This is a genomic window from Luteimonas notoginsengisoli (assembly GCF_042648885.1).
Taxonomy (GTDB): Bacteria; Pseudomonadota; Gammaproteobacteria; order Xanthomonadales; family Xanthomonadaceae; genus Luteimonas; species Luteimonas notoginsengisoli.
Genome location: NZ_JBHRYF010000001.1, coordinates 581,541 through 596,992 on the forward strand (window position 1 = coordinate 581,541; position 15,452 = coordinate 596,992).

21 protein-coding genes and 1 tRNA gene are annotated in these 15,452 nt (G+C 68.3%); 8 read left to right on the forward strand and 14 right to left on the reverse strand.

Going from position 1 to position 15,452, the window contains the following annotated elements:
- The first annotated feature begins 83 nt into the window (after positions 1 to 83).
- The 8 genes from infC to ACFOM9_RS02710 all read left to right on the forward strand — a co-directional run bounded on the left by infC (position 84) and on the right by ACFOM9_RS02710 (position 6,176).
- The gene (gene infC, locus ACFOM9_RS02675) at positions 84 to 608 is read left to right on the forward strand and encodes a translation initiation factor IF-3 (RefSeq protein ID WP_386707269.1); all 525 of its coding nucleotides are present in this window, start codon (positions 84 to 86) and stop codon (positions 606 to 608) included.
- A gap of 410 nt (positions 609 to 1,018) precedes the next feature.
- Complete coding sequence (gene rpmI / locus ACFOM9_RS02680) at positions 1,019 to 1,216, forward strand: 50S ribosomal protein L35 (RefSeq protein ID WP_024889803.1); 198 nt, start codon at positions 1,019 to 1,021, stop codon at positions 1,214 to 1,216.
- Between the two features lie 13 nt (positions 1,217 to 1,229).
- The gene (gene rplT, locus ACFOM9_RS02685; RefSeq protein WP_386705921.1) at positions 1,230 to 1,589 is read left to right on the forward strand and encodes a 50S ribosomal protein L20; all 360 of its coding nucleotides are present in this window, start codon (positions 1,230 to 1,232) and stop codon (positions 1,587 to 1,589) included.
- A gap of 251 nt (positions 1,590 to 1,840) precedes the next feature.
- Positions 1,841 to 2,866 (forward strand): phenylalanine--tRNA ligase subunit alpha, encoded by a 1,026-nt coding sequence (gene pheS, locus ACFOM9_RS02690; RefSeq protein ID WP_386705923.1) that lies wholly within the window; start codon positions 1,841 to 1,843, stop codon positions 2,864 to 2,866.
- A 110-nt stretch (positions 2,867 to 2,976) separates the two neighbouring features.
- Positions 2,977 to 5,367: a phenylalanine--tRNA ligase subunit beta gene (gene pheT, locus ACFOM9_RS02695; RefSeq protein WP_386705925.1), complete on the forward strand. Its 2,391-nt coding sequence runs from the start codon at positions 2,977 to 2,979 to the stop codon at positions 5,365 to 5,367.
- A gap of 24 nt (positions 5,368 to 5,391) precedes the next feature.
- The gene (locus tag ACFOM9_RS02700; RefSeq protein WP_386705927.1) at positions 5,392 to 5,700 is read left to right on the forward strand and encodes an integration host factor subunit alpha; all 309 of its coding nucleotides are present in this window, start codon (positions 5,392 to 5,394) and stop codon (positions 5,698 to 5,700) included.
- On the forward strand, positions 5,693 to 6,049 hold the full coding sequence (locus tag ACFOM9_RS02705) for a MerR family transcriptional regulator (RefSeq protein WP_386705929.1): 357 nt from the start codon (positions 5,693 to 5,695) through the stop codon (positions 6,047 to 6,049). The genes ACFOM9_RS02700 and ACFOM9_RS02705 overlap by 8 nt, the downstream gene beginning before the upstream one ends.
- A gap of 50 nt (positions 6,050 to 6,099) precedes the next feature.
- Positions 6,100 to 6,176 (forward strand) — tRNA-Pro (locus ACFOM9_RS02710).
- A 153-nt stretch (positions 6,177 to 6,329) separates the two neighbouring features.
- Here ACFOM9_RS02710 and ACFOM9_RS02715 read toward each other — a convergent pair.
- From ACFOM9_RS02715 to ACFOM9_RS02780, 14 genes are read right to left on the reverse strand one after another with little or no spacing between them, the layout of a single operon-like run.
- Positions 6,330 to 7,049, reverse strand: a complete 720-nt coding sequence (locus ACFOM9_RS02715) for a DUF6988 family protein (RefSeq protein ID WP_386705931.1) — start codon at positions 7,047 to 7,049, stop codon at positions 6,330 to 6,332.
- Entirely contained in the window at positions 7,046 to 8,146 is a 1,101-nt protein-coding gene (locus ACFOM9_RS02720; protein WP_386705933.1) for a tyrosine-type recombinase/integrase, read from the reverse strand. The genes ACFOM9_RS02715 and ACFOM9_RS02720 overlap by 4 nt, the downstream gene beginning before the upstream one ends.
- A 3-nt stretch (positions 8,147 to 8,149) precedes the next feature.
- Complete coding sequence (locus ACFOM9_RS02725) at positions 8,150 to 8,362, reverse strand: hypothetical protein (RefSeq protein WP_386705935.1); 213 nt, start codon at positions 8,360 to 8,362, stop codon at positions 8,150 to 8,152.
- Positions 8,359 to 9,198, reverse strand: a complete 840-nt coding sequence (locus ACFOM9_RS02730; protein WP_386705937.1) for a hypothetical protein — start codon at positions 9,196 to 9,198, stop codon at positions 8,359 to 8,361. Before ACFOM9_RS02730 ends, ACFOM9_RS02725 begins: the two co-directional genes overlap by 4 nt.
- Positions 9,195 to 10,823 carry a DNA cytosine methyltransferase gene (locus tag ACFOM9_RS02735; protein ID WP_386705939.1) on the reverse strand — a complete coding sequence of 543 codons (1,629 nt, stop codon included), beginning with the start codon at positions 10,821 to 10,823 and terminating at the stop codon, positions 9,195 to 9,197. Before ACFOM9_RS02735 ends, ACFOM9_RS02730 begins: the two co-directional genes overlap by 4 nt.
- Positions 10,816 to 11,229: a hypothetical protein gene (locus tag ACFOM9_RS02740; RefSeq protein ID WP_386705941.1), complete on the reverse strand. Its 414-nt coding sequence runs from the start codon at positions 11,227 to 11,229 to the stop codon at positions 10,816 to 10,818. Before ACFOM9_RS02740 ends, ACFOM9_RS02735 begins: the two co-directional genes overlap by 8 nt.
- A complete protein-coding gene (locus tag ACFOM9_RS02745) occupies positions 11,226 to 11,501 on the reverse strand; it encodes a hypothetical protein (RefSeq protein ID WP_386705943.1) in 276 nt (91 codons plus the stop codon). The genes ACFOM9_RS02740 and ACFOM9_RS02745 overlap by 4 nt, the downstream gene beginning before the upstream one ends.
- Positions 11,498 to 12,799 carry a reverse transcriptase domain-containing protein gene (locus ACFOM9_RS02750; protein ID WP_386705945.1) on the reverse strand — a complete coding sequence of 434 codons (1,302 nt, stop codon included), beginning with the start codon at positions 12,797 to 12,799 and terminating at the stop codon, positions 11,498 to 11,500. The genes ACFOM9_RS02745 and ACFOM9_RS02750 overlap by 4 nt, the downstream gene beginning before the upstream one ends.
- On the reverse strand, positions 12,796 to 13,233 hold the full coding sequence (locus ACFOM9_RS02755) for a four helix bundle protein (protein ID WP_386705947.1): 438 nt from the start codon (positions 13,231 to 13,233) through the stop codon (positions 12,796 to 12,798). Before ACFOM9_RS02755 ends, ACFOM9_RS02750 begins: the two co-directional genes overlap by 4 nt.
- Before the next feature lie 22 nt (positions 13,234 to 13,255).
- Positions 13,256 to 13,825, reverse strand: a complete 570-nt coding sequence (locus ACFOM9_RS02760) for an Lcl C-terminal domain-containing protein (protein WP_386705949.1) — start codon at positions 13,823 to 13,825, stop codon at positions 13,256 to 13,258.
- Between the two features lie 21 nt (positions 13,826 to 13,846).
- Positions 13,847 to 14,098, reverse strand: a complete 252-nt coding sequence (locus ACFOM9_RS02765; RefSeq protein ID WP_386705951.1) for a hypothetical protein — start codon at positions 14,096 to 14,098, stop codon at positions 13,847 to 13,849.
- A 10-nt stretch (positions 14,099 to 14,108) separates the two neighbouring features.
- Positions 14,109 to 14,699: a hypothetical protein gene (locus ACFOM9_RS02770; protein WP_386705953.1), complete on the reverse strand. Its 591-nt coding sequence runs from the start codon at positions 14,697 to 14,699 to the stop codon at positions 14,109 to 14,111.
- Between the two features lie 10 nt (positions 14,700 to 14,709).
- A complete protein-coding gene (locus ACFOM9_RS02775) occupies positions 14,710 to 15,009 on the reverse strand; it encodes a hypothetical protein (protein ID WP_386705954.1) in 300 nt (99 codons plus the stop codon).
- A 15-nt stretch (positions 15,010 to 15,024) separates the two neighbouring features.
- Complete coding sequence (locus ACFOM9_RS02780) at positions 15,025 to 15,450, reverse strand: Lcl C-terminal domain-containing protein (protein WP_386705956.1); 426 nt, start codon at positions 15,448 to 15,450, stop codon at positions 15,025 to 15,027.
- Positions 15,451 to 15,452 lie beyond the last annotated feature (2 nt).

Sequence of the window (15,452 nt, forward strand, 5' to 3'; positions counted from 1 at the left end):
AGTACCCGATGCAGGCCTAGGCAGCCTGCATCGGCAGGCCCGGACATCACGGTGTCCGGCACAGTTTCCTTGGAGATCCACCTATCAGTATCCCTGACAACAAGCAAAATCGCAGGAACCAGGACATCCGCGTACCGCGGGTGCGCGTGATTGGCGCGGACGGCGAGATGGTCGGCGTCCTTTCGCGCGAAGAAGCATTGCAGCTGGCCGAAGATGCCGGGCTCGACCTGGTCGAGATCCAGCCCAACGCCGATCCGCCGGTCTGCAAGGTGATGGACTTCGGCAAGTTCCGCTTCGAGCAGCAGAAGAAGGCCAACGAAGCCAAGAAGAAGACCAAGCAGGTCGAAATCAAGGAAATGAAGTTCCGGCCGGTCACCGACGAAGGCGACTACCAGATCAAGCTGCGCAACATGCGCCGTTTCCTTGAGGAAGGCGACAAGATCAAGGTGAACATCCGCTTCCGCGGCCGCGAGATGAGCCACCAGGAGCTCGGCCGCGAGATGGCCGCGCGGATCGAGGGCGACCTCGGCGAAGACATCGTGATCGAATCACGCCCGCGCCTGGAAGGGCGGCAGATGGTCATGATGATCGCCCCGAAAAAGAAGTAATCGCCGCCCAAGAGGCAGCGATACATGCCGTTGCCTCTCCTGCAAAGCCGGAGGGGCAAACGGGCGGCCCTTGCCGCCGTTTTCGTGGGAGCGGCTTCAGCCGCGAGCTCTTTGACCTCTCCGGTGGAGGCAGGAACTCGCGGCTGGTGCCGCTCCCGCGCGTATCCGGCCGAAGCATCGCCAGCCGAAGCGCTGGTCCCTAACCGGATGATTTGCAAGACAATCCCGGACCCTGCATAATGTGCGGCCCGGTTTTCCGGGTTGTAGGCGCAACATCAGGACCCGTCCCGATCCGCTTCCGGATCAAGGACTTACAAGCCGGCAAGGGCAGGATGGAAAGCGTGGCGGCACTTCACCGTGCCAGTGGCCACCGCCCGGGCCAGTAGAAGAACACCCTCAAGGACAACGCAATGCCCAAGATCAAGACGCATCGGGGCGCGGCCAAGCGCTTCCGGAAGACCGCTTCCGGCAAGTACAAGGCAGGCCACGCCAACCGCAGCCACATCCTCACCAAGAAAGCGACCAAGCGGAAGCGCAACCTCCGGCAGACGAACCACGTTCGTGCCGAGGACGCAGGCCGTCTCGATCGCATGCTTCCCTATCTCTGAGGAGGGCTGAACAATGGCACGAGTCAAACGTGGTGTGACGGCCCGCCGTCGGCACAAGAAAATCCTGAAGCAGGCCAAGGGCTACTACCACGCCCGCCGCAAGGTCTTCCGCGTCGCCAAGCAGGCGGTGACGAAGGCGCTGCAGTACGCCTACATCGGCCGCAAGCAGAAGAAGCGCAATTTCCGTTCGCTGTGGATCGCCCGCATCAACGCGGCCTCCCGCGCCAACGGCATCAGCTACAGCCGCTTCATGAACGGCCTGCTGAAAGCCGGCATCACCCTCGACCGCAAGGTGCTGGCGGACATCGCCGTGCATGACGCGGCCGGCTTTACCGCGCTGGCGGAAAAGGCAAAGGGCGCGCTCGCGGCGTAAGTTGGTTTGATGGGAGTCGCCATGGCGGCCCCACGGACAACCACGGTACACGCATGGGGAAGGGCGCAAGTCCTTCCCCATGTTTCGTTTTGGGGGTTGCTCCTTTGTTGCGGTGGCGACGCCAGCGCTCAAGACATCATCCCTGGCACGGCGAGGAAACCCGCTGCGTCCGGGATCCCGCGCCGCGCTCGGGATGACAAGATGATGCGTCGACGTGGTCTGAAGAGAAATGGTCCGAGGATGCGGTGCCGATGACTGAGATCGAACAACTGACGCGGCAGGCGCTGGCCGACATCGGCGCGGCCGAGAGCCCCGATGCGCTGGAAGCCCTGCGGGTCGCGCTGCTGGGCAAGAGCGGCAGCGTCACCATGCAACTCAGGTCCCTGGGCGCGCTGCCCGGCGAGCAGCGCAAGGCCGCGGGCGAGGCGATCAACCGCGCGCGCGACGCGATCGGCGCCGCGCTGTCGGCGCGCAAGTCCGCGCTCGACGAGGTGGCGCTCGACGCGCGCCTGGCGACCGAGACCATCGACATCACGCTTCCCGGGCGCGATGCCGCGCGCGGCGGCCTGCACCCGGTCAGCCGCACGATGGAGCGCATCGCCGACATCTTCGGTCGCCTCGGCTACGAGCTGTCCGACGGCCCGGAAATCGAGGACGACTGGCACAACTTCGAGGCGCTGAACTTCCCGCCGCACCACCCGGCGCGGGCGATGCACGACACGTTCTACATGCGCCCGGACGGCAGCGGCGTCCCGCGCCTGCTGCGCACCCATACCTCGGGCGTGCAGGTGCGCTACATGCAGGACCTGCTGGCCGGCGGGGGCGCGCCGCCGCTGCGCATGATCGCGCTGGGCAAGGTCTACCGCAGCGACTCCGACCAGACCCACACGCCGATGTTCCACCAGTGCGAAGGCCTGCTGGTCGACGAGCACGCAAGCTTCGCCGACCTCAAGGGCACGCTGTCGGAGTTCGTGCGGGCGTTCTTCGAGCGTGATTTCGAGATGCGCTTCCGCCCCAGCTACTTCCCCTTCACCGAGCCGTCGGCGGAAGTCGACATTGCCTGGCAGCAGCCCGATGGCTCGACGCGCTGGCTGGAAGTGCTGGGCTGCGGCATGGTGCATCCGAACGTGCTGCGCAGCGTCGGCATCGATCCCGAGCGCTATACCGGCTTCGCCTTCGGCCTCGGCGTGGAGCGCTTTGCGATGCTGCGCTACGGCGTTGATGACCTGCGCAGCTTCTTCGACAACGACGTGCGGTTCCTCAGGCAGTTCGCCTGAGGATTGCCGTTGCGTTGGTGTCATCCCGAGCGCAGCGAGGGATTCTTGGTTGCAAATGCCGGCACGGGGCGGATTCTTCGCTCCGCCCGGAATGACAGGACGATGGTGCGATGAAATTCTCCGAAAACTGGCTCCGCCAACACGTCGCCACCGATGCCACGCGCGACCAGCTCGCCGCGAAGCTGACCGCGATCGGCCTGGAGGTCGAGGACATGACGCCGCTGGGCGCGCAGCTCGATGGCGTCGTGGTCGCACGCATCGTGTCGGCCGAGAAGCATCCCGAAGCCGATCGCCTGCAGGTCTGCCAGGTCGACGCCGGCGACGGCGCGCTGCTGCAGATCGTGTGCGGTGCGCCCAATGCGCGCCCGGGTCTGGTTGCGCCGCTGGCCGTGATCGGCACGCAGGTCGGAGAGATCACCATCAAGGCCGCCAGGCTGCGCGGTGTCGAGTCCAACGGCATGCTGTGCTCGGCCAAGGAGCTGGGCATCGATGCCGACGCCTCGGGCCTGCTTGAACTGCCCGACGACGCGCCCGTCGGCGCGCCCCTGGCCGGCTATCTCGACCTGCCCGACGCGGCCATCGAGCTCAAGCTCACGCCCAACCGCGCCGATTGCTTCAGCGTGCGCGGGATCGCCTTCGATGTCGCCGCTGCCTGCGGGAGCCAGGTGGCGACGCTCGAAGCCACGCCCGTGCCCGCGCAGGTCGACGCGGCGCTCGAAGTCCGGCTCGACGCCGGCGCCGATGCTCCTCGCTATGTCGGCCGCATCGTCAGCGGCGTCGATGCCAGCCGCCCGACGCCGGTCTGGATGGCCGAACGCCTGCGCCGCAGCGGCATCCGTCCGGTATCGCTGCTGGTGGACGTGACCCAGTACGTGATGCTCGAACTCGGCCAGCCGATGCATGCCTTCGATCGCGACCTCCTGCACGGCCCGATCGGCGTGCGCCACGCGCGCGCAGGGGAGGCGCTGACGCTGCTCGATGGACGCGACGTCGCGGTCGATCCGGGCTTCCTCGTCGTCACCGACGCCGATCGCGCGGTCGCGCTGGCCGGCGTCATGGGCGGGGCGGACACCCGCGTGACCCAGGCAACGCGCAACGTCTTCCTCGAGGCCGCGCACTTCGCTCCGGCGGCGATCATCGGCCGCGGTCGCAAGCTCGGCCTGCACACGGACGCCGGGCACCGCTTCGAGCGCGGCGTCGACCCGGAACTGCCGCGGACGGCCATCGAGGTCGCCACGCGCCTGATCATCGACATTGCCGGCGGCGCGCCCGGCCCGGTGACCGAGGCCTTGCTGCCCGCACACCTGCCGCAGCCTCGCGAAATCCCGCTGCGTCGCGCCCGGCTGGCGCGCGTGCTGGGCCTGCAGATCGCCGATGCCGAGGTGGAAAGGATCCTGCGCGCGCTGGGCCTGGACGTCGCGGCGAACGCCGAAGGCTGGAACGTCACCGCGCCGACCCGACGCTTCGATCTCGCCATCGAGGAGGACCTGATCGAAGAGGTCGCCCGCATCCACGGTTACGACGCAATCCCGACCACGCTCCCCGGTGGCGCCACGCGGCTTGCGGCGCCCGTCGAGACGCAGGTGCCGGAGCAGGACCTGCGCCGCCAGATCGTCGCGCGCGACTACCTGGAGGCGATCAACTACGCGTTCGTCGATGCCGGCCTGCTCGACACGTGGCAGGCCACGGCGGGCGCGGTGCCGCTTGCCAACCCGCTCAGCGCCGAATTGGGCGTGATGCGCACGCAGCTGTTGCCGGGCCTGGTCGACGCGCTTGCACGCAATGCGGCGCGGCAGCAGGCGCGGGTGCGGTTGTTCGAACTGGGCAAGGTCTTCGCGGGCCGGGCCGGCACGGAACCGGGTCAGCACCCGGCACCGGTCGAAACGCTGCGGATGGCGGCGGTCGCGTGCGGCGACGCGTCGGTGGAGCAGTGGGGCGTGCCGTCGCGCCGGGTCGATGTCCACGATCTCAAGGGCGACCTCGACAGCCTTGCGGCGCTGTCCGGCGCAAAACTCGAGTACCGCGCGGCGCAGCTGGCCTGGGCGCACCCGGGACGCGCGGCCGAGGTCCTGCGCGACGGCGCGGTCATCGGCGCGATCGGCGAACTGCACCCGCGCCTGCAGCAGGCGCTGGGGCTCGATCACGCCGTAGTGGCGTTCGAAGTCGACCTGGCGCCGCTGCGCGAGCGTAGCGTGCCGGTCGCACGGAGCCTGTCGAGGTTCCCGTCGGTCCGCCGGGATCTCGCGTTCGTCGTCTCGCAGGACCTGCCTTGGGAGGCCGTCGCGCGCACCGTCCGGGAGGCTGCGGGCGAGGCCTTGCGCGACCTGCAGCTGTTCGACCGCTATGTCGGCAAGGGGGTCGAATCGGGTTTCAAGAGTCTCGCCATGGGCTTGATTCTGCAGGAGGATTCACGCACTCTGACCGACCGCGAAGTGGATGCGGTAGTGGCCGATGTGACGGTTGCGCTGCAGTCCGCGCACGCGGCGCGGATCCGGGGATGACAGCGGTCAGGTTGGGGAACTGAAATGGCGTTGACCAAGGCGGAAATGGCCGAGCGTTTGTATGAGGAAGTCGGGCTGAACAAGCGCGAGGCCAAGGAATTCGTCGATGCGTTCTTCGACGCCCTGCGCGAAGGCCTGCAGGCCGGCCGCCAGGTCAAGCTGTCGGGCTTCGGCAACTTCGACCTGCGCCGCAAGAACCAGCGCCCGGGCCGCAACCCGAAGACCGGCGAGGAGATCCCGATCTCCGCGCGTACCGTCGTCACCTTCCGCCCGGGCCAGAAGCTCAAGGAGCGCGTGGAAGCGTACGCGGGTGGGGGAATCCACCATGCTTGACCCGGGCAGCAATCGCGAACTGCCGCCGATCCCGGCCAAGCGCTATTTCACCATCGGTGAAGTCAGCGAGCTGTGCGACGTCAAGCCGCACGTGCTGCGCTACTGGGAGACCGAATTCCCGAGCCTGAGCCCGGTCAAGCGCCGCGGCAACCGGCGTTACTACCAGCGCCACGACGTGCTGATGGTGCGCCAGATCCGGGGGCTGCTGTACGAGCAGGGCTACACCATCGGCGGCGCCCGGCAGCGCCTGGAGGGCGAGGGCGCGAAGCAGGAATCGGCGCTGAGCAGCCAGATCATCCGCCAGGTGCGGATGGAGCTCGAAGAGATCCTGCAGCTGCTGCGCCGCTGATCCGCAAACGCGCGGCGCTGGCCGCGAAGCCGGTATAATCCGCACCCATCCGGGGTATAGCGCAGCCTGGTAGCGCACTTGTCTGGGGGACAAGTGGTCGTCGGTTCAAATCCGGCTACCCCGACCAATTTAGCTTTACGAATCAGCGGCTTGCGAGGTTTCCTCGGGGCCGCTTTTTCGTTTACACCCTATTCTCACCCTATTCCCACCCTAATGCTTGGCGGCCGAGGGTGGGCACGCGCTCCGAAGAGCATTCGCGCGCCCAGCCTCGGCACGCCGCCTACGGGACCATTTGGGTCTCAGGCAGGGGCGTCCAGGGCTCCCACACGGGCTGTCCCTCCGCGCGGGGCAAGCCCGAGAGGATGAGGTCGTAGCGGTATTTGATGTAGAGCTTCAAATCGGAATCCTGCGTCTGAGCCTGAAAGACAGACGCGCATGCCAGCAGGCCGAGGTCTGCTAGAGCGATCAACCCGCGCACCTCGGTTGTAGTGAACGGGACCGGGTTCGAGCGCTCGACAAACGTCCGCTTCAGCTGAAACACGGTGGGGTGGGTGTACTTGTGGAAGAACTTGCCATTGCCCCTCTTCCCGAACAGCGCTTGCATGTTGGAGACGTATTCCTGGAGGTAGGGCACGTCTTCCAGCTCCGTCAGCATCTGCCGGACCGCTGGCACATCCGCATCATCGATCCACATGTGTTGCAGATCCAACGGATTGTTGTGCATCCGTAAGAGTCGCTGTTCATCTGCCCGGTATTGAAACCAGGCTGCGGTGATCGCGCACTCCATGATGGGGCGGAGCAGAGCTGCCGCGATGGCGTACGACCCGCTCGCCAAGGAGCTGGCTGCTGCTCTGTGGAAGTCGATGGCGAGTAAGAATGCGGTGGAGGTAAAGAACTTTCGCACCGAGGCGTCGAGCGGCAGACGCATGCAGGCCGTGCTGCATATGTCGTTGAGTCCGCGCTGCATGGATAGCTGATTTTCCAGGTCGATGTTCCTCACGGTAGCGACAGTCCAGGCGCTACCTCGATCCACGGCACTTCGTGCCCTTCGAGGTAGACGGTGGTCATCGCCTCGCTGGCGTGGCCCATGAGTGCTTGCACCTGGGTCTTGGACCAGCCGCGCTCGGTCATCAGCAGCGCGCCGCCCAGGCTGCGGATCTCGTGGAAGGTGGGCGGGTTGTCGCCACCGAGCTCGAGGGAGTCACGGACGTCGGCGAAGGCGCGGGTGATCTGCTCGGGCAGCACCTGGGTGTGATGCCGCCGCGCCTTGGCCTGGGACTGTTTCGGGCGTGCCTTGCCGGGTAGCCGGTGGACCATGTACGGCGACAGCACGTCGTCGCGGCACCGCTTGATCAGCGCGGCGAGTTCGTCGGTCACCGCGATCTTGAGCTTCAGCATGGTGCTGGCGTCGGTCTTCTCCGGCACGACCCACAGCGCGTCGTCGTGGTGGTCGGCGAAGGCGAGGGCGGCGATGTCCTCGCGCCGCAGCAGAGTGACAAGGGACAGGTCCATGGCGTTCTGGAGCCATGCCGGTGCAGCGCCGTGGATCGCCTTGTAGCCATCGAGGGTGAGCCGTTCCCGCTGGCGCGTGTGGTGGAACTTGCGCAGCTGCGCGGCGGGGTTTTCGTCGATCCAGCCCTCCTGCAGGGCGCAACCGAAGATCCAGTCGAGCAGGAGGCGATAGGTCTGCCGGCTTCGGGCGGACGAGGTCTTGCCGCGGATCCACACGGCCAGCGCGTTGACGGTGACGTCGGCCACGGCATCGGGTCCGAGGTCGGCGTTGATCTGGCCGAGGAACACGTCGTACCAGGCAGCCGTCTTGGGCTTCCACCCGCGCGAGGGGATCTCGTCTTCCCGGAACAGTTGCACGGCGTCGGCCACCGTCTTCTGGGCGCCGGTGACCTTGGCCACGAGGTCGCCGCCGGGCATCAGGAGGGTGTTGAGTTTGCGGGCTGCGGCGAACGCGAGGGCCTTGTCCCGGCCCATCCATGTCTCTTTCCGGCTCACTGGGTGGCGGTATTTGAAGCCGTCCCGGTTCGGGTAGAGGTTGTCCGGCCAACCGGCCCGGGCTCGAGTGCGGGAGCGTCCCATCGCCATAGCCTACCTCCCGTCGAGCACGCGCTGCACGAGCTCGGCCTCGGCCGGGTCGTCGTTGGCCGCCAGCCAGGCGTGCTCGTCGACGAACCATTTTCCGCCGACCTTGCGCCCGGCGACCTTGCCGGCGCGCAGCCAGCGCAGGGCGGTGACTTCGGCCGGGCGAGATTCGTCGGCGAAGTACTTGTCGAGCCATGCGGGTGGGGTGAGGAGTTTCACGCGGCGATCGCCCGCTTCGCCCGAGCGGCAGCCAGAAGCTCGGCGTACGCCTCAGGGTGCTGCTGGTCGAAAGCCGGAATCTTGCCGCGACCCCAGCGGCCACTGCCGAGCTGTTCCAGCCAGCCATCGGAAGCACAGAAGCGGCGAGCATCGACCCCGCAGTCCCGCACCGACTTCGCGGTGACAAAGCCATCAAGTTCGAGGTCTGCCAGCACGCGCAGTGCGCCGATCTTCCACGGCGTGAGCTGCAGCGGCGCCGGCACTCCCGCGCGCACACACGGCACGATTTCAGGCAACTCGCAGCGCTTCGGCGGGTTCCAGTCGTGCCAGGCCATGTCCCAAGCCAGGAGCGGGCCGTCGTTGGTGTCGTGAGCGCGCCGGTCGGCATTCACCACCTTGCCGTGGACGTCGGTATAGGTGTGCCTGCTGAACGCGCGCAGGAAGGTGAAGCTGTCCACCAAGTCGCCGTCGGTCCAGCGCTGCTCGCGAGCAGGCGCCCAGACCTGCACGCCGAGAATGCCCAGCATCTTCGCAATGCCGGCGTTTGCGGCGGTGGTGCACGGCACGATCACCGCGCGGAAGTCTGGTCCCGGTACGCCCTCGTCGTGGTAGCCCATGTAGTGGTCGGGCAGGATCTGGTCGGCGACCTTGGCGTTCAGCGCGAGCTTCGCTTCGATGCCGAGCTGGTGCCCCGTCTTGTCGTACACCGCGAGAATGTCGAAGCCCGCGGTTTCCGGATAGGCCGTCCAGCCGCCTATCGCGCGCAGTGACTCAAGGAAACAGTCGCAGAGCGCCGCCTCGGTCGGGAAAGCGGACTTAACTTCGGCGGCCTTCATGCTGCGGCCTGCAGGGGCACGTCGGCCCGATCGAGGTTCGCCCGTGCCAGCGCGCACAGCGGTGGCGGGCTAACGCTGTTGCCGACCATGCGCACCGCGGCCGTGGTGGTGATCCGCCGGCCATCGGCCGTGCGGTCGATGATGTAGTCGGGCGGGAAGCCCTGGGCGCGGAACAGCTCGGCGGGCTTGAGCATCCGCAGGCCGATGTCGACGATGACGTAGAGCACGCCCTGCAGGTGGACGGTGACCAGCGCCATGCGATCGCGCGTGGTCACGGTGTCGAGCGGGTCGGCCAGGCTCAAGGCGTCGCCGTTGCCGTAGTACGAGATCAGGAAGGCCGCGACGCGCAGCGCGCCGGCCTCGGCTTCCGGCGACAGCTGCGCCATGTCGGCGGTGACCAAGCGCTGGATGCTGCCCTTCGCGCAGATCGTCGGCGCGGGCCGGCGCAGATCCTGCCCCGCGCCCGTGTAGTAGCCGCTGCACGCCTGCTCGAGGAAGGCGCTTACGAGCGCGTGCTTGACGCCGCCCGCCACGATCGTGCCGAGGGGCTTACCCAAGCCCGGGACACGCGGCTCCTGGCCTGCGCGCTCGCCGTAACCGGTCTGCACCAGCGTCGGCGCCACAACGGCGAAGTGCCCACCCTTGACGCCCGCGCATTGCGTGCGCAGCGGCTCGGCCGCAGACCAGGTTCGGTCATTGCTGGCGTTGGCGAACTCGGTGAGGAAGAACGGCTCGTCGGCCTGCAGGACGTGCTTGACGATGCCCTTGGCGATGCGGCGCATGGTCGCGTCGGCCAGCGGGCGCGGGCGGTCGAAGATGCTCCGGCCCAGGTCGGAGAAGTCGATGCAGTCGGCCGCGGTGACCAGCGGCAGCAGGCCCGGCGCCTTGCCGTGCGTCGGAGCCGGCCAGACGACCGGCTCGCCGTCGCGGCGCCACACGCCGAACAGGCGCTCGCGGCTGGTGCCGGCGCCGTAATCGGACGCCACCAGCTTGCGCGCCTCGCCCACGTAGCCGAACGATTCCAGCACCGCAAGGAACTGACGCCAGGTGCGGCCGGTGCGGCGTTTGTCGGGCACCAGCTGCTGCAGCTCGACCGGCACGCGCTCGCCCTTGGCGGCGACGGTGCCGTCCATCTTGAGCACCCGGCCGGTGGCCTTGTCGCGCTTGGCGACGAGCGGGCCCCAGGTGCGGATCTGCCAGACGTTCTCCATGCTCACGATCCGCGGCGCGAGCCCGACCTTCGCCAGCTGCCCGATCCACTTCGGGATCACCCACGACAGCGAGCGGATCTTGCCGTTGCGCGGCTGGCCGCCCTTGGCCTGGGAGAAGTGCGTGCAGTCCGGCGAGGCATGGAACCAGCCGACCGGTCGGCCGGCGACGTCGCGCGCCGGGTCCGCGTGCCAAATGTCCTCACGGTGGTGCTTGGTCAGCGGGTGATTCGCGGCGTGCATGCCGATCGCCCACTCGTCGTGGTTGTAGGCCAGCGCCGGATCGATGCCCAGCGCCTGCTTGAGCGCCTCGCTCGCGCCTCCACCGCCGGCGAACAGGTCGACGACGATCTCGCCCGGGCGCAGCTGCGAGCGCTGCGGCAGCGGGAAGTTGAAGGCGTGGGAGCCGTCAGCCATCGCAGCTGGCCCCCACTTCGCTGTTGACGCATGGGAGTGGTGAGTGGATGTCGCGCTTCGCAGCTTGCTTGCGGCGGATGGCTTCGATCTTCGTCCAGACCCGCGCAAGCTCGGTATCGCCGGCCTCGTGCATGTCGAGGCCGGTGGCCAAGCAGTAGGCCGCCAGCGTGACCATGACGCCGCCGACTTCCTGCGCGGGCTCGCCGACCGGGCGGTTGAACACGTAGTCGCGCAGGGTGGCGACGCGGCCGGAGTCGTAGCAGTGAGCCTGCAGCAGCTCCAGCACTTCCTCCAGGAGCCGGTCGCCGCGCTCTTGCACGTCCGCGGCGATTGCGGCACCGAAGCACTCCAGCATCCATGGGGCGACGCGCTGCTGGAACGGCGCATCAACCTCGCCCCCGGTCACGGTGCCTCGACTCCCGCCGCTCTCAAGGCGTCGGCGATGTGGATGACTCTCGCATTCCTGTCGCGGAGCAGATCGGCCGTGCGCGCGTCGTTGGTGAGGATCAGGTCCCGATCCCGCAGGCGGGCGTGGTGGGGCGGGGTGTAGGCGTTGGCGTGGTGCGCGCACGTGAACTCGTCGTCGATGACGCGCTTGCATCGGTAGAAGGACTTCAGCTTTTCCGCGTTTCGGGTTTTCCCCGACGCCTGCGGCCCGAAGATGACGGTGATGTTCATTGGCTTACCTCATTGATCCAAGGGAAACGAGCCCGCAGCCGTTGCTGCAGGCGATGGCTGTTGGCGTGCTGGAAATGACCGGCGTAGCTGGCCAGCACGGACTGGAGTTGTTGCCGCTGGGCACGCGTGGCGCGCAGGCGGCCGTTGTGGACGTGCAGGGCTTCGAACGCGGCCAGCTTCTCGGTGGCATGGGCCACGACGCGGCGGCGCGCCAGGGTGTGCGTGGGACGCACGACGTAGCCCAGGAAGTCGATGCCGTCGGTGAGCGGGCGCAGCCGGATGTCGGGCTTGAGCGACAGCTTCAGCCGGTCAGCGAGGAAGGCCTCGATCTGGTGGCGCCAGGCGTCGAGCTGGCCGCGGTCGTGGTGGACCAGGACGAAGTCGTCGACGTACCGCAGGTAGCGGCGCGCGCGCAGCTGGTGCTTGGCGAACTGGTCGAGGGCGTCGAGGTAGACGTTGGCGAAGAACTGCGAGGACAAGTTGCCGATCGGCAGGCCACACCCTGGCGCGGCGTTGGCCAGGCGCTTGTGCGGCGGGACCTGGGCCAGCTCGGCTGGCGTGGCGCGCACCTGCACGCCGGCGTGCAGCGGGTCGTGGCGCAGCAGGGCATGGGCGACGCGCAGCGCGGTGTCGCCGAGGCCGGCGCGGTGCAGGCGTCGCTTGAGCATGGCCCACAGCGTGGGGCGGTGGATGCTGTTGAAGAAGTTGTGGATGTCGAGCTGCAGGAACCAGCCGCCGGTTTGGCCGCTGTGCACCTGGCGGACGAACTGCTGCAGGCGGCGCACGGCGGCGTGGCTGCCGCGGCCGGCGCGGTTGGCGTAGCTGTCGTGGATGAAGCCGGGTTCGTAGATCGCTTCGAGTTGCGGCACCAGCCAGTGGTGCACGACGCGGTCGGCGAAGTCGGGCGCGTGGATCTCGCGCGCCTTGGGACGGGTGGCGATGAAGCAGGTCGACGGCCGCGGCGACCAGGTGCCAGCAGCAATGTCGGCCCGCAGCTGTAGCAGGTGTTCGAGCCATTCGACGTCGAAGTGCAGCTGGTTGTGGCTCGGCACCTTCTGCCGGCGCGCCCGGCGCCACGCGTTGTAGAGCGCGCGCAGCGTGACACTGTCGGCGCCTTCCCCCTGAAACTCACCGGCACGGCGCACGGCCAACGCGAACCCGTTGTTGTTGCGGTGGTTGTTGTTGACGTTGCCGTTGTTGAAATTGACGTTCCACGCGGAGGCCGAAGACCAGGCCGCCGCCTCCCCGCGCACTTGGGACTTCGCCGGCCATCCGAACGGGTAGGACGGCGTCGTCATGGGTTGACCCCCGCAGGGGTGGCACGGGTACTCAGTTTCTGGGCGCGCTGCGCGACGGCCTGCCGGCCTTGCGCATCCTGGCCCTTGGGGGTGTTGAGGTGCCGATGCCAGCCGCCGGCCTGCTTGCCGAGTTCGGAGATCTGGCGGGCGAGGTGCTCGAACTGACAGAAGCTGGGTGTGGCACGCAGCAGCTTGGCGGCCTGCAGGCGGTGGCGCAGCTCGTCGATGGCCCACACCAGCTGTGCCACCCATCGCGCCTGGTGCTGGCGATCGCGCCACGCCCGCTGGGCGAGGTCATAGACCTGCATCGCTTTGGCGCGCAGGTCGGTGCCGATCGCGTAGCGGTGATACCGGTCGAAGCGGCGGACAGCCTGCTCGATGTCGACGAGCAGGCGTTCGGACGCTTTGACGATGGGTGGCACTGCGGTGTTCATGGCGTCAGGTCAAAGAAGCCAATTACTGACCGGCACGGCGCACGGCCAACGCGAACCCGTCGCCGCTGCGGCGGGCGCTGCTGACGCCGCCGTCGTAGAAACCGACGCCCCACGCGGAGGCCGAAGACCAGGCCGCCGCCGTGCTGGTCCAGTGCCAGCGCGGCTTCACGCCGGGGAAGAGATCGGTGTCGATCGCGGGTTCGTGGCGCGTGTCGTCGACCAGTCCGGCGAGCTCGGCACGGGTGGGCAGGCGCCAGTCCTCGAAGCCGAGCAGGCGCAGCTCGCGGCAGCGTTCGATGCAGTGCTCCTGGGTGATGCCGTCGTCGGCGTCATCGGGATCGCCGAGGGACTCGACCGACCACATGAGGCCGGTCTGGTGGTCGAGGACGGCGACGTGGCGGGCTTCGCCTTTCGTATGGACCTTCTCGAATCGCTGCCCGCTGGGCTCGGGCGAGGCCGCGGCGACCCTTGCGGGCGCCGCGACCTGGCTCACGGCCGGCAACGACGGAATGGTTTCGATGTCGATGGTCTTCTCGACCGCGCGGCCGTCGATTTCGGTGCGGTGGGTGACGCGGATGCTCAGTTCGGACATGGGTGCTCTCCTGGTGCGCGGTCAGCGCGTAAGGGCGGTGAGAAGTGGGCCGCTGTGGGCGGGCGCGCTGGTCGCGTGCTCGGCGATGTGCTGCAGGCGCGATGACATGTCGTCGTTCGCGGCGGCCAGGCGGCTGAACTGCTGCTCGAGCGCTTTCCACTGCAGGGCGCGCTCGCGGAAGATGTGGGCGTTGACGTCGTTGCCGTTGGCGGCTTCCTGCTCAGCGACCGCTTCGAGGAAGTCCGGGCCGGACAGGGCGTTGGGGTGGGCCATCTGGGTTCCTTCAATCTTCATCGTTGTCGGCTTCCGCGACGCGGAAGACCTGGGTGGTGCCGAGGACTTCGATCTTTCCGCCGCCGGCTTGGAATGCCGCGATGTCGGCGGCCAGCGCGGCGCTGGCGCGGCGTGCGGGGCAGTCGTGGTGGCTGACCGTGCCGGGCGCGGCGGCGAAGTTGGCCTGCCTGCTGCGACCGCGACGCGCGGGCGTGAGGCGGGCGAGGCCGCTGATGGTTTCGCGCGCGGGCTTGGGGTGCAGGCGATCGCGCAGCGCCGCCGCGTCCGCGGTGGTGGCGAGCTTGCGCGGCACCGTTGGCGTCGGCGGGGCGGTCCTCTTGGCGCGCGCCTCGCGCTTGGGCTTGGCCGACTCGCGCTGGGCGCAGAAGTGCACGTTGCCGTAGCCGCTGCCGAGCTTGAGGATTTCGCCGGCGCGGGCGAGGTTGGCCAGGGTGGCGTGCACGAGGTCGGCCTTGCCGCCGGGCTCGACGGCGCTGGCGACTTCGCGGGCGGTGAATGCCTGGTCGCGGTTCCTTTCGAGGAAGGCGCGCACGAGGTCGGCGCGGCCGGTGCGATAGGGGTGGTTGCGGCGGGCCGTCATGCGGAATGCCTCATCGCGATGCCGCCTTGGTCGGCTGGCTGCGCAGCTGTTCGGCCAGGGCGACGCCGTGCGCGTTGAGCGTGATCACGGTGGGGTAGTCCGGGTCGTCGAAGTCCACCAGGCCTTCGCGCTCGAGGCGCAGGGCCATGCGGCGGGTGACGGTGTGGGCGGTGGCGGTGCCGCTGGTGCGGACGTCGGCGCCGAGGGCGACGTAGCCACCGCGCATGCGGCGCAGCGTGTGGGTGGGCGACTGCAACGCGGCGAGCAGGGCTTCGCGCTGCAATGGCGGGATGTGCGGGAGTGGGCTCATGGCAAAAAGGGCCAATTACTGACCGGCACGGCGCACGGCCAACGCGAACCCGCCGCCGTTGCGGCGGAGGCCGTAGTAGACGAAGCCGCCGTTGAAATGGACGAGCCACGCGGAGGCCGAAGACCAGGCCGCCGCGTCGCTGCTCCAGTACCAGCGCGGCTTTACGAACGGGAACGCTTCGGGGTCGACCGCCGGATCGCATCGGCTGATGTCGACGATGGACAGCAGCTCCTCGCGCGTCGGTGCGCGCCAGCCGCCGCCGGCGATGGTCACCGCCTCGCAGGCCGTCATGGCCTCGGCGTGCGGGCGCGAGATGCTCGCGGTGGCGTCGGTCCACTCCAGGCCCGTGCGCGTGTCGCGGGTGATCAGGTGCGGCATGCCGTCGGCCAGGGGCTGGGCGTGGATGTCGAGCGCGATGAAGCGCGGGGTGGTGTCGGACATGG